Raw genomic sequence first — 14,105 nt, forward strand, 5'->3', positions numbered from 1 at the left:
AACTGTCTATGAGACATAGAACAAAAAGTAAGTATCTGGTTTATATGCTTTTTACCATGTTTCTTCTTTTTAGAGGAAACAATGTAACATCAAGAGATTGGCCGGTATTAAAAAGGTATGACAAGGAGCATATTCAGAGAATTGCCCTCCCAATAGGAGGCATCGGGACTGGAACAATTTCTTTAGGAGGAAGAGGAAACTTTCAGGATATTGAGATAATGAACCGTCCTGCGAAAGGTTATAATCCCGGGAATAGCCTGTTTTTTACTTTATATACCAATATTGACGGGAAGAAAGATTCACGCTTACTTGAGGGGCCGATCCCATATTTTACATATGAAGCTAAAAATGGTGTTAGTGTCGCAAATGCCGGAATTCCAAGGTTTAAAGAGGCAACTTTTGAAACAGTTTACCCTTTCGGTCAGGTCAATTTATCGACTCCACAAATTCCGGTTCAGGTAAAAATAAAAGCATTTAATCCATTTATTCCCGGTGAAGTAGATGATAGTAGCATTCCAATTGCAATTATTGATATTGAGCTCACCAATACCTCCGATAAAAAAGTTGAGTTTAGTGTATGTGGAAGCATGGAAAACTTTATCGGGGAAGATGGGAGCAATGGTAAAGCGAAAAAGAATAAAAATCTATTCTTTGACAAAGAAAATTTTAAAGGGATTTTATTTACATCGGAAGGAGTTGATAAAAAGGAAGAACAGTGGGGGGAGATGGCATTAGTAACAACTTCTCAGGATCCAATTTCTTATAGAACGTCGTGGTTACCTGTTTATAGTCCAATTTCCTTACTTGATTTTTGGGATGACTTTTCTGAAGATGGAAAACTTGAAAATAGGGACAATACTTATAAAGATAAGCCTAAAGCATCGCTGGCTGCCAGTAATGTGTTAGAACCTCATGCCTCTAATACGGTCAGGTATATACTAACTTGGTATTTTCCTAAACGAAAAGCCTGGTCTGAAGAGATGTTGCAAAATTATTATACCACAAAATATACCGGGGCATTGGATGTAGTTACCAAAACAATTCCTGCCATGGACGAACTTGAGGATAAAACCATCGAATTTGTCAATTCTTTTTGCACGAGCGATTTATCGGAAGAAGTAAAAGAAGCCGCCCTGTTTAATGCAAGTACTTTAAGGACACAAACTTGTTTCCGTTTATCTGATGGTAATTTTATGGGATGGGAAGGATGTAATGATTATGAAGGGAGTTGTTTTGGAAACTGTACTCATGTTTGGAATTATGAAAATGCTACTCCTTTTTTGTTTGGTGAATTAGCAAAAACAATGAGGAATGTCGAGTTTAATAAATCTACGATTGATGATGGACAGATGAGTTTCAGGGCAAAACTTCCTTTTGATGATAAAAACAAATTTAATAAGGTTGCTGCGGATGGGCAGATGGGAACTATTATGAAGCTCTACCGAGAATGGATGCTTTCAGCGGATGATACTTTTTTAGAAGATTTGTACCCAAAAGCAAAAGCTGCAACAAAATATGCATGGAAAGAAGGAGGTTGGGATGCCAACAAGGATGGAGTGATGGAAGGGGCTCAACACAATACGATGGATATTGAATACTTTGGGCCAAATCCTCAAATGACAATATGGTATTTAGGAGCGTTGCGGGCCATGGAAGAAATGGCAACTTACATGAACGATACTGTGATGGCCAAAAAATGCAAAAAGCTTTTTAAGTCTGGCAGCAAATGGACAGACGAAAATTTGTTTAATGGAGAATATTACATTCACAAGATTCAAGGTATTCCCAAAGGACAAATTCCTAAAGAGCAGCTGGTAAACACATGGATGAAGGATTACATGAATCCCGATTATCAACTTGGGGAAGGGTGTCTTGTAGATCAACTTGTTGGACAGTATTTGGCCCATATTTGTGGTTTGGGATATCTAGTGAAAAAGGAAAATGTAAAAAAGACCCTGCAAAGTATAATGATATACAATTATAAAGCTGACCTTACAGAGCACTTTAATTGCAATCGGACTTTCGCAGTTGGGGATGAGGCGGGGCTTGTAATGGCTGCTTATCCCAGAACAAGACCCAAAATACCTTTCCATTTTTTTACAGAAGTGATGACTGGTTTCGAGTATGTCGCTGCAACCGGGATGCTTTATGAAAATCTAACAGAGAATGGATTGCAATGTGTAAAAAGTATACGGGAACGCTACGATGGAGAAAAACGAAATCCATTTAATGAAACTGAATGTGGCTTCCATTATGCCAGGGCTATGGCAAGTTGGTCATTGGTACTTGCTGAAAGCGGGTTTCATTATTCAGCTATCGAAAAATCAATGAGCTTTACATCTCACCCCGGCACTTATTTTTGGAGCAACGGATATGCTTGGGGAACATGTTCTGTTAATGAAAAGGATGCCACCCTTAAGATTTTACACGGTCAAATTGAATTATCAAAATTTTCATTAGCAGATTTAGGTTCTAAAGAATTTGAGGATACTGTTCTTGATGAAGTAGAAAATAATAGTATTTCTTTTGATTTTAATTAATAATAAATGATTATGAGGCTTTTTTATTCTGTCATATTTTTATTGATCAGCAATTTGATTTTTGCTCAGTCAACATCCATCCCACATTTAGTTGAAAAAGATGGTTGTGTACAGGTTTATGTCAATAATAAACCTTTTTTGTTATTAGCTGGAGAATTGCATAATTCTAGTGCTGGAAGTGCCTGTCACATGCGTCCGATATGGGAGCGTTTGGCTGAGAAAAACCTCAATACAGTATTAGCCCCGGTTTCATGGGAATTAGTAGAGCCAGAGGAAGGCTCTTTTGATTTTTCGTTGGTTGACAGTATGATAACAGGAGCAAGAGACCATGACTTAAAACTGGTGATACTATGGTTTGGCAGCTGGAAAAACGGCAAATCAAGCTATGTTCCTGAATGGGTAAAAAGAAATCCCAAGAGGTTTCCTCTCATTGAAGAATCCAATGGGAAATTTCAAGATGCGCTGTCTCCTCTGGGGAACAAAAGTTTAAAGGCAGATATCTGTGCTTTTGTAAAATTAATGGAACACATTAAGGAAATAGATAGTAAGGAGCATACCGTAATAATGGTTCAGGTTGAAAATGAAATGGGTGTGTTGGGTGCATCAAGGGATTTTTCCGGATTGGCCAATCAGGCTTTTGAAGAGGTTCCGTCTCAATTAATTAAGTATTTTAAAAAAAATAAAGATGATTTATATCCTGCAGTCCAAAAAGCATGGTGTGATAATGGATTCAAAACCAGTGGCAGTTGGGAAGATGTATTTGGTAAAGGTGACCTGAATATAGGAGCTGATTGGAAAACACGTTATCCAAAGTTTACAGACGAGCTTTTTATGGCGTGGAATTATGCTACATATGTCGGAGCAATTGCCGAAGCAGGGAAATCGATCTATCCTTTGCCTATGTTTGTAAACGCATGGCTAAAACAACCCAAAGCCAATATCCCCGGAAAATATCCCTCCGGTGGGCCTTTACCTCATGTAATAGATATTTGGCGTGCTGCAGCACCTGCTATCGATTTTATTGCCCCTGATATTTATATGGTTGAAGAATTTGATTGGGTATGCCAAAATTATTTGCAGTCGGGAAATTTGCTGTTCATTCCTGAAACAAAGATTGATTCTTCTGCGATAGCAAGAAGTTTTTATGCTTTTGGTAGATATCGGGCTATAGGATTTGCACCTTTTGGGATTGAAGGTGGAGGTCTTTTTAATTCTGCTGCCCCAAACGATCATTCGTTGCAAAAAGGTTACGAGTGCCTGAAAAATATATCTCAAATTATTCTGGAAAATCAGGCTGCCAATAATATTGACGGGGTATTCCTTGAAGAAGGACAAGAAAAGAACTCAGTTAAGGTTGGGAAACATGAAGTTACTATTCAACGGTTCTCTCCAGGTAATTTGTTCGAAATAACTGGAGGCAAATTTGGTATTGAAGCCAAACTTTGCAATAGCGCGGCGGCCGCAATCATAATTAAGCAAAAAGAAAATGAATTTTTAATTGCAGGAACCGGAGACATATTAATTAAGGTTTCAAAAGTTAATAAGCAAGGTAAATCTCCTCATACCTATATCTCTATTGATGAACTGATTTTTAAAGATGGGAAAATAATCCATCACCGTTTAAATGGTGATGAAACAGCATTTGGAGGACCTTATGTTTCAGAAGAAAAGCCGAAAGTATTTAAAATAAAGGTATTATAGAATAATTCTAATAACTACTTCAGGATAAAAAATAAGATATGAACCGACTTAAGTTATATATTACTCTCATATTCAGTTTTTTTACATTATTCAGTACAGCACAAGAACCTAACTTTGTTATAATCTTCACTGACGACCAGGGATATGGCGATGTTGGATGTTACGGCAATAAAACGATCAGAACTCCCAACATAGATAGAATGGCAGCAGAAGGTATGCTTTTTACTGATTTCTATGTTGCAGCTTCTGTTTGCACTCCTTCAAGGGCTGCTCTACTTACGGGCTGTTACCCGCAACGGGTTGGTCTACCTTCAGTATTGTTTCCTAATGATATGCTGCAGGGACAAAAAAATGGTATGGCTTATGGATTAAATCCGGACGAAATAACCCTTGCCGAGTTATTAAAAGCCAAAGATTACCGAACAGCCTGTATCGGAAAATGGCACTTAGGCGATCTGCCGGATTTTATGCCTTTGAATCACGGTTTTGATGAATATTTCGGATTGCCATACAGCAATGACATGCTCCCCGGGATCACCCCGTATGAGTTTAAACCTCTCCCACTAATAGAAGGGAGACAGGTAATTGAGTACAATCCTGATCAGGATTTGCTGGTTAAACGTTATACCGACCGAGCTGTTTCTTTTATTGAGAAAAATAGAGATCATCCGTTTTTTCTATATCTGGCACATAATATGCCACATCGGCCGTGCCATGTATCTGACAGTCTGGCTAAAATAAGATTCTCTGACTCCCAGCTTGCAGCAATTCGGGGAGAAGACAAAATAAGCAGGGATTTTCTATATCCCGCAGCAATAGAAGAATTGGATTGGAGTGTAGGTATTGTCCTAAAAAAGTTGGAAAGTCTGGGCTTGTCTGAAAATACACTGGTTATTTTCACTTCCGATAACGGACCTGCCACAGGTAGCGCTGGTCCTTTGCGAGGAAAAAAGGGATCCATGTATGAAGGAGGTTTACGTGTTCCATGTATTATGCAATGGAAAGGGAAAATACAAAGTGGAAGCATTTGTAATCAGGTCACATCAAGTATCGACCTGTACCCTACATTTGCCAGGTTGGCAAATATCGATTTAACGAATCATAACATTATCGACGGAACAGATATCAGCCCACTTATTCTTAATAATAAAGATACGCTTCAGAGAACTTTCTTTTATATCGATCAGGACAAAGGGGTTAAAGCTTTACGTCTTGGCAAATGGAAATATTTCCCTGGAAATAGTCCTCGACTATATAACCTTGATGAAGATATAAGTGAAAGTAAAAACCGGAATACAGATTTTCCTGCTATCACAAAATCTTTGAATGAGATAATTTCAGCTTTTAAAATAGATTTAGAACAAAATAAAAGAAATCCAGGTTATGCAGAAATACCAAAAGCAAATATCACAAAATGAGATGAGCTGTATAATTTTTCTTAACTACTTTTCAAGAAACCAATACTAAATCATAACTACGTTCAAAGGTATGGCAAACAAACCTATCAACTAACGCCCTGATAACCTGACAATTTAAACTTAAACATATCGCAATTTACATCAAAATGAGCAAGAACAAAAAGCCCTCTCCTATCCTGAACGAAGAGACAATTAACAACAATTCTGAAATAAAAATGAGACACTCAATTTTAATCCGACTAATTCTTTTAACAAGCATATTTATCATGGTTATTTGCTGTGGAAGGAAAAAAGAAACTTATCAGAAACCGGGAAAAACCGTTCAAAAAAATACAATTGACAGTATTTGGTTTGAATATGAAAATATTACCGGTATTGGCTATGAGGCAGATGTTACCCGGCGTGACCCCAGCGATATCATCAAAGTAAACGATACGTATTTTATTTGGTATACAAAAATTCCTGCCAAAACCAACGGAGAAAAAACACCTTTATACAACTCTGGCTATTACGGAACAATCTGGTATGCAACCTCCAATAACGGTATATCATGGGAAGAGAAAGGGCAAGCAATTGCCCCAGGTATCGATGGGACATTTGACAGCCATGCTGTATTTACGCCCAATATTCTTGTATTTAAAGGAAAATACTACTTGTACTATACAGGCGTTAAACCTACACCCGGAGATACTGAAAAGAAATTTGAAAACAATTCTGAATCAGACATTACAGCCATAGGCCTTGCCGTTGCCGATGCCCCTGATGGTCCATTTTCAAGAATCTCCAATCAACCAATATTAACAATTAGCAAAGATTCTTCAGCATTTGACAGTTATCGAATCGATGACGCTGCATTAAATATCAGAGATGAAAAAATCTGGCTGTACTATAAGGGAAGATCCAGGATTTATGGGAAACAAGGCCCGGGTCATACACAAATGGGAATCGCAGTTGCTAATAATCCCGAAGGACCATATGAAAAACTTAAATCTCCGGTATTGGCCAGAAGTCATGAAGTACTAATATGGAATCAAAACGGAGGAATAGCTTCTCTGGCATGTTTAAACAAGTCCCTAAATTTTGCCGCCAACGGAATCGATTTTAAGACAATCAATAAAAATCTTCATGCACTCCCTGCAGCTCCCGGACTATACCGTCCGGCCATTAGCAGTGATTCTGATAATAAAAAAGTCAATTGGGGTTTATCCATGGCCCAACGTGACAAGGACATATATTTAACAAAATTTAAAATGTATTTTGAATAAAGCCACTTTTTCCAAAACTTATTATTCAGGGAAGGTTAGGAAATCGTCTATATATAGCAAAATGAGAGTTTGAACAGACGGAAGAAGGGATCAAAAAATGTAGTGAAAATTACAACCAAAAATAACATTAGAAAAAATGTAATTAAACAATTGCGAAAACGAATTAATACATTGATGTACTGGCAATAAGCCATAACATTGTCAATATTTATACGACAGAGGCTACCGGCATTAAGTTTACAAATATACTTGCGTAAACTATAGCATCGATAGCTAAGATGGTTTTCCCGATTTCTGAAATTTAACGAAACTCCGGAAAACCTTCTTCCTTTGGAGTCATCATATTTGAAATTTCTTCTTTTTATTTCATCTTTGTTCATTTTAATAAAAGCCCGTTGAAATCCATCAAAGAAAATATTCTCTGGGATAGTTTCAGGCAAGGCAATAAAGATGCTCTAGAAATTATCTATGAAGAAAACTATTCAGCACTTTATTATTATGGTTTAAAATTTATAAAAGATAGAGACACTGTAAAAGATAATATTCAGGAACTATTTCTGGAATTGATTAAATCAGGAGATCGACTGGCAAAAACAGATAATATTCGTTATTATCTTTTGAGGGCACTCCGATATAAATTGACAAGAAAAACTCCTGTTAAATTAATTGGTGAGACTGAAGTTCAAAAGAACATTGAATTTAGTTTGATTGAATCTGTTGAACATCAGTTAATCACAAAAGAAGTCGAAGAAGGAAGTAAAAAAAAGATAATCAATGCAATTGGAAAACTCTCAGAAAAACAACAGGAAATAATTTATCTTCGTTTTTATAATAACCTATCCTATCAGCAAATAGCTGAAGTTTACGGCACCAAAATGCAAACTGTACGGAACTTAATGAGCCGTGCTCTTCATTCGCTGAAAGAAGATTTTCGAAACAATAGAGATCAATTGTTACTCTTTCTTTTACCAATCCCTCAACCCTAAAAAATACATTCTACCTTACCTTTTATGTGTTATAAAACACATTTATCAGGTAGTATAAATATCATTTTACCATCATTATCGAGTAAAAACATTTTGTCACTTCTTTTATGAAAAGGGAAAGTAACTATAATAATTTTGGCTATGAAGACTTTGTAGAGGATGAAAAATTCAGAAACTGGATTTTTTCTCCCGATGAAGAGAGCCAGTTTTTCTGGGAAACATTTATAAAAAATAATCCCAACAAAAAAGGAACGGTCCAAATCGCCCGAGAAATTGTTGAATCCATCCATCTTGAAGAGAAACCGATTAGCCGCGAAGAGTATATTCCATCATTAACCATATTGAAACATAAGATTATAAAACAAAACAAACCTGAAAAAAATATTTATCTGTTCCCGAATTGGTGGAACAAAATTGCCGTTATATTACTTATCCCTTTTATTACAATAAGCATATATTTCTATTTTAGCCGCCAAAATCCTGTACAGGAAGGACAAAAAACACAATACATCGTTCCTCCCGGACAGAAAAGCAACGTGATATTAGCCGACGGGACCAGTGTATGGTTAAACTCCGGTTCCACACTAACATACTTTATAGGCAACAAACTGGACAGGAAAGTTCATCTGGAAGGGGAAGCCTTCTTTGATGTAACAAAAGATAAAAAAAGACCATTCCTTGTTGAAACAGATAAATATACGGTAAAAGTATATGGAACAAGTTTTAATGTTAGGGCATTTAAAGAGCAGGTTACATCTGAAATTATACTGGAAGAAGGAGCAGTATCTGTCATTACCGGTAAGAACGAAGAAATAAAGCTAAAACCAAATCAACGATTTTATATTAATGAGGAAAACAAATATCAGGTGAGCCATATCGATCCTGAATATTACACCTGCTGGAAAGATAACATTCTAAGGGTAAACAATGAAGAATTACAGCATTTAATTGTACGATTAGAACGATGGTATGGAGTTTCAATTTCTATTCCGAATTTCGAAAAAGTTAAAAATCTGAGATATACATTAACAATAAAAACAGAAAGCTGCAGAGAAATGCTTGAGTTGATGCGACTTGTCACACCATTTACTTATACTATCAAGGGAGAAAACATAACTATAAACTATGATATATAAACATTTTACATGAAACAAAATTAAAAAACAAACAGGAATATGCGCCAACATACTCCTGTCCGAGATTAAACAAATTTACCAAAGTCGAAGCTGGTAAATTAAGTATTAAACCATAAAACAAAATTATGAAAAAAAGTCGAGTCTCAACTTCATGGGAAAACTGTGTTATTCCCTGGAGTAAAATTTTAAAAATGATGAAAGTAGTATTCTTTATTATGCTTGTTGCAGCAGTCCATGTTTCTGCAAACACCTACTCTCAAAACAGACGATTTAACCTGGATATGAAAAACGTTTCAATAAAACAGGTATTGGAAGAGATTGAGCTCCAAAGTGAGTTCAGGTTTTTATACAGTGATACTAAAATTGATGTCGAACGTAAAGTTGACGCTTATTTTTCAAATAATACCATAGAAGAGGTATTACAGAAGGTTTTAGTTTCCTCAGGAATTAGTTATCAGGTTATTGAAAGACAAATATTGTTAACAAATACAAAAGATCCTTTTTCATTTGAGCAACAAGGCAGTAATAAGGTAAAAGGAAAAATCACTGATCTCAATGGATTGCCGTTACCCGGAGTAACTGTAGTAGTAAAAGGCACTACTAAAGGTACCGTTTCTGATGCAAATGGCGAATATTCATTATCGGATATCCCCGGAAATGCCGTGTTGCTGTTTTCATTTGTAGGAATGAAGACCCTGGAAATTCCGCAGGAAGGAAAAGCCACAATTAATGTAATAATGGAAGAAGAGGCTATTGGCATCGAGGAGGTTGTGGCCATTGGCTACGGAACTTTAAAAAGAGAGGAATTAACAAATGCGGTGTCAAGTGTAAACTCGGAAGACTTTGTAAAAGGTTCTGTAAAAGATGCAGCGCAGCTTATAAGAGGGCAAATTGCGGGTGTTAACATTATAAATCCCGACGCAGATCCAACCGGAACTTCACAAATTGTTTTACGCGGAGTAACAACATTAGCTGCCGGAACTCAGCCATTAATAGTAATTGACGGAGTTCCCGGTTCTCTGACCGATGTTGCTCCGGAAGATATCGAAACCATTGATGTACTTAAAGATGGTTCTGCCGCAGCAATTTATGGTACCCGCGGCACCAACGGCGTTGTGCTTATAACCACGAAAAAAGTTAAGGGCGAAACTCCTGCAACTATAGAATGGAATAGCTACGTAACAACACAGACTATTACCAAAACAATTGACTTTATGAATGCAGATCAGTACCGAAACCTGGTTGCACAAGAAAAACCGGGAGCAATTGATTATGGTGCCACGACAAAATGGATCGACCAAATTTTCAGAACTCCAATTTCCCAGAATCATAATTTTAGTATGAAAGGAGGAAACTCCAGCACAAACTACATAATGAACATCAATTACAAACAGCTTCAGGGATTGATGTTGCGCTCTGATAATAATGTGTTGACTACCCGAATTGAAGCCAACCATACAATGTTTGACGGGAAGTTAAAACTTAATGGTAATATTATTGGCTACGATCAAAAATATTTCTCCGGAGGTGATGGTTACAGTTGGAGAGGCGATGTATACAGAAATGCGCTGATTTACAATCCGACCGATCCGGTTAAAGACCAAGACGGAAACTGGACAGAACATCCTGAAATGAACAACTATGCCAACCCGCTGGCTTTAATTAAAGAAACAGAAGGAGAAATTGCAATTACAAATTTTAAACCTTTTGGAACAGTAACTTTTTATCCTCTCGAAGGACTAACGCTCAAGGCGCTGGCATCAAGAGACATTTACAACAAAACAGCCGGATACTCTGAATCGTTTAACCACTTGAACAGTATCAGAGAAAAAAGAACCGGATTCGCATCCAAAGGTACAACAAGAAATGTAAATGACTTGCTGGAACTAACTTCAACGTATTCAAAATCATTTGACAACCACAACATTAACGCCCTGGCAGGTTACAGTTTCCAACAGGATACGTATGAATTCTACTGGATGAACAACTTTGACTTTCCAAGCGATAAATATTCATACAATAATATGTCAGACGGAGCTGCTCTCACAGAAGGTAGAGCCGGAATGGATTCCAACAAAACCTCATCGAGACTGGTAAGTTATTTTGGCAGGGTGAATTACAGTTTCAAGAACAAATATTTGCTTATGGCCAGTTTAAGGTACGAGGGCTCCTCAAAATTTGGGAAAGACCATAAGTGGGGGGCATTTCCGGCCGTTTCAGCCGGTTGGAACCTGATGAAGGAGGATTTTATGAAAAACCTCCAAAATTCAGTGTCTCAATTAAAGCTAAGAGTAGGATATGGTATTACGGGAACAGCTCCTTCTAATACATACCAATCGTTAAGCAGATTAACCTACGGAAATAAGTATCTGTTAAACGGTCAATGGATCCCTGTAATATATCCTTCTTCCAATGCCAACCCCGACTTAAGATGGGAAACAAAAGAGGAAGTTAATATCGGTCTGGATTTTGGACTCTTTAACAACCGAATCTCCGGAGCTATAGATGCTTATAAACGCACAACAAAAGATTTACTCTGGAACTACAATGTTTCAACACCTCCGTATCTTTATAGCAGTGTACTTGCAAATGCAGGTTCAATGGAAAACAAAGGACTTGAAATTCAAATCACCGCAATTCCAGTGGAAACAAAGGATATTAACTGGACTACAAAGGTAAACTATTCTACAAACAGTAATAAATTGCTATCCTTGTCAAACGATAAATTCCAACTTCAAAGCGGATATTTTTATACCGGTTCTACCGGAGAACCAATACAATCGACTACGCACAGAGTAGAAGAAGGTGAGGCAATCGGAAATTTCTATGGTTTTAAATCAATCGACATTGACGAAGACGGCTACTGGATTATTGAAGGGAAAGACGGAAACCCAAAACCCATTGCGGAACAGCAACCAGATGACAAAAAAGTTTTGGGAAATGGTTTACCAAAACACTACCTCAGCTGGGACAATACAATTCGTTACAAACAATTTGATTTAAACGTAACAATGCGCGGTGCTTTTGCCTATCAAATATTAAATATGACAAAGATGTTTTATGCTGTTCCGGTTAGTCTTACCCGTGGAAACGTAGTGGCAAGCACTTATGATAATATTTATGGAAAAAGACCTCTTAATGATTATCAGGAACTTCAGTATGTAAGTTACTTTATTGAGGACGGTGATTACTGGAAAATCGATAATATTACGCTGGGCTACACTCTCAATCTAAAAGGGAGTTTAGTTAAGAATCTGAGATTGTATTTATCGGGCTCAAATATGTTTACAATTACCGGATACAGCGGAATAGATCCAGAGGTAAATAGTATAGGATTAGATCCCGGACTGGATAACAGAGACAGATATCCTTCAACCAGAACCTTTACGTTCGGATTTTCAATGAAATTTTAAAACAAGTAAAAATGAAAAATTTATTAAAAATAATTATAGCGACGCTTATATTGGTTAGTCATTTTTCATGTAACGATTTAACTGAAACTGTCTATTCCGAATTAACAGAAGATGGATATAATTACACCTCTGATGAAATTTACAGTGTAATAGGCCCGGTTTACCAAAACTTAAGAGGATTGCATTCCCACTCCGGGTTTTCAATAATGCAGGAATCGACAACCGATATACTGGTTATGCCGGCTAATGCCTCAGGATGGGACGACGGAGGGATATACAAAAAGATGCATCTTCATACCTGGAACTCAGAAGCTCCTCAGGTAAAGAATCTTTGGGCAAAATTATATCCAGGAGTCTTACATGCCAATAGAATAATTGAGCAGTTAGAGGGAGATGTTGTTCCTGTACCGTCAGATTTAAGTAAAGAATCTTTAATTGCGGAAATGAAGGTTGCCAGAGCATTTTATTACTGGTTGTTAATTGACAATTTTGGAAATGTTCCTTTTGTAACAACAACATCGCAGGAATTGCCTTCTTCAACACCCCGCGAAGATATATTTCAATCGATAGTTAGTGATATTACAACTTCTTTATCTCAATTAAGCGACGAGAACAGTACTTTGATGTATGGACGTTTTAACAGGTGGTCAGCAAAAACTCTGCTGGCAAACCTGTATTTAAATGCCGAAGTATACACAGGCACGGCTGAATGGGATAAATGTATTTCAGAATGCAACGATATTATTAGTTCCAGTAAATACAAGTTGGAACAAAATTATGCTGATTGTTTTACTGCATATAATGAAAATTCAACAGAAACAATTTTTGCCATCCCTTATGACGAAATAAACGGCAGTGGTTTATACAGTAATTATACCTTCCACGCTTCATCGAGATACAAATACAATCTTGGCACTACACCTTGGGGAGCCGGATGTGCAAAAGCTGTTTCCCAGTTTATAGACACCTATGATCCGGATGATTCGCGCCTCGACGACACATGGGAGCATGGGCTGCAATATGCGGCAGACGGAGTTACACCGCTTTTATGTACTTATGACAGGGCCGGAGAACAACTTAATTATTCAAAAGACCTGCCTGACGGGATGTATACCACCGAAGACGAGGGATACAGAATAAAAAAATTCCTGCCTGAAATGGGTGCACAATACAACATGAATAATGACGTGCCATTTTTTCGCTACGCCCAGGTGTTAATGATGAAAGCCGAATGTCTGTTACGAAAAGGTCAGGCAGATGAAGCTGCAACAATAGTAACAGAGGTAAGAGAAAGAGCTTTCAAAGATGCTCCGGCAAAAGCTACAGTTTCCGGAACTCAATTGACCGCAAACAGCAAGTACAATTTTGGCTACGTTGAAAATTATGAAATTGTTGAAAATGGAGATACTTCTCCTGTAGAATTCGGTGGATTCTATGACGAACTGGGATACGAATTTGCTTGTGAATGGGCAAGAAGAAGAGATATGATTCGATTTGGCACCTATTCCACAAAAAGCTGGCTCTCTCACAAACCTCAGGGCGAAAAAGCGGAGGTATTTCCTATTCCGCAAACAGTAATAGATGCAAATCCCAATCTTGCTCAAAACCCTAACTACGAATAAATTATTAGCGATCAGTTATCTATT

8 protein-coding genes are annotated in these 14,105 nt (G+C 37.3%); all 8 read left to right on the top strand.

Going from position 1 to position 14,105, the window contains the following annotated elements; all coding sequences use genetic code 11:
• The first annotated feature begins 8 nt into the window (after window positions 1–8).
• The 8 genes from K5G00_RS21955 (at window position 9) to K5G00_RS21990 (ending at window position 14,081) form a co-directional block, all read left to right on the top strand.
• On the top strand, window positions 9–2,540 hold the full coding sequence (locus K5G00_RS21955; protein WP_238768534.1) for a GH116 family glycosyl-hydrolase: 2,532 nt from the start codon (window positions 9–11) through the stop codon (window positions 2,538–2,540).
• A gap of 12 nt (window positions 2,541–2,552) precedes the next feature.
• Window positions 2,553–4,241: a GH35 family beta-galactosidase gene (locus K5G00_RS21960; RefSeq protein ID WP_238768536.1), complete on the top strand. Its 1,689-nt coding sequence runs from the start codon at window positions 2,553–2,555 to the stop codon at window positions 4,239–4,241.
• Window positions 4,242–4,279: 38 nt separating this feature from the next.
• On the top strand, window positions 4,280–5,659 hold the full coding sequence (locus K5G00_RS21965; protein ID WP_238768538.1) for a sulfatase family protein: 1,380 nt from the start codon (window positions 4,280–4,282) through the stop codon (window positions 5,657–5,659).
• A 146-nt stretch (window positions 5,660–5,805) separates the two neighbouring features.
• Window positions 5,806–6,924 carry a family 43 glycosylhydrolase gene (locus tag K5G00_RS21970; protein WP_238768540.1) on the top strand — a complete coding sequence of 373 codons (1,119 nt, stop codon included), beginning with the start codon at window positions 5,806–5,808 and terminating at the stop codon, window positions 6,922–6,924.
• 395 nt (window positions 6,925–7,319) lie between these two features.
• Window positions 7,320–7,910 carry an RNA polymerase sigma factor gene (locus tag K5G00_RS21975; protein WP_238768542.1) on the top strand — a complete coding sequence of 197 codons (591 nt, stop codon included), beginning with the start codon at window positions 7,320–7,322 and terminating at the stop codon, window positions 7,908–7,910.
• Window positions 7,911–8,017: 107 nt separating this feature from the next.
• Window positions 8,018–9,046 (top strand): FecR family protein, encoded by a 1,029-nt coding sequence (locus K5G00_RS21980; protein WP_238768544.1) that lies wholly within the window; start codon window positions 8,018–8,020, stop codon window positions 9,044–9,046.
• A gap of 125 nt (window positions 9,047–9,171) precedes the next feature.
• Entirely contained in the window at window positions 9,172–12,459 is a 3,288-nt protein-coding gene (locus K5G00_RS21985; RefSeq protein ID WP_238768546.1) for a SusC/RagA family TonB-linked outer membrane protein, read from the top strand.
• Between the two features lie 11 nt (window positions 12,460–12,470).
• Window positions 12,471–14,081 (top strand): RagB/SusD family nutrient uptake outer membrane protein, encoded by a 1,611-nt coding sequence (locus K5G00_RS21990; RefSeq protein WP_238768548.1) that lies wholly within the window; start codon window positions 12,471–12,473, stop codon window positions 14,079–14,081.
• Window positions 14,082–14,105: the final 24 nt, after the last annotated feature.

The sequence above is a fragment of the Maribellus maritimus genome (genome assembly GCF_022267315.1).
Taxonomy (GTDB): domain Bacteria; phylum Bacteroidota; class Bacteroidia; order Bacteroidales; family Prolixibacteraceae; genus Draconibacterium; species Draconibacterium maritimum.

Coding starts and splice junctions, on each gene's coding strand:
- K5G00_RS21955 (WP_238768534.1), top strand. CDS start 9: ATGAGACATAGAACAAAAAGTAAGTATCTGGTTTATATGCTTTTTACC.
- K5G00_RS21960 (WP_238768536.1), top strand. CDS start 2,553: ATGAGGCTTTTTTATTCTGTCATATTTTTATTGATCAGCAATTTGATT.
- K5G00_RS21965 (WP_238768538.1), top strand. CDS start 4,280: ATGAACCGACTTAAGTTATATATTACTCTCATATTCAGTTTTTTTACA.
- K5G00_RS21970 (WP_238768540.1), top strand. CDS start 5,806: ATGAGCAAGAACAAAAAGCCCTCTCCTATCCTGAACGAAGAGACAATT.
- K5G00_RS21980 (WP_238768544.1), top strand. CDS start 8,018: ATGAAAAGGGAAAGTAACTATAATAATTTTGGCTATGAAGACTTTGTA.
- K5G00_RS21985 (WP_238768546.1), top strand. CDS start 9,172: ATGAAAAAAAGTCGAGTCTCAACTTCATGGGAAAACTGTGTTATTCCC.
- K5G00_RS21990 (WP_238768548.1), top strand. CDS start 12,471: ATGAAAAATTTATTAAAAATAATTATAGCGACGCTTATATTGGTTAGT.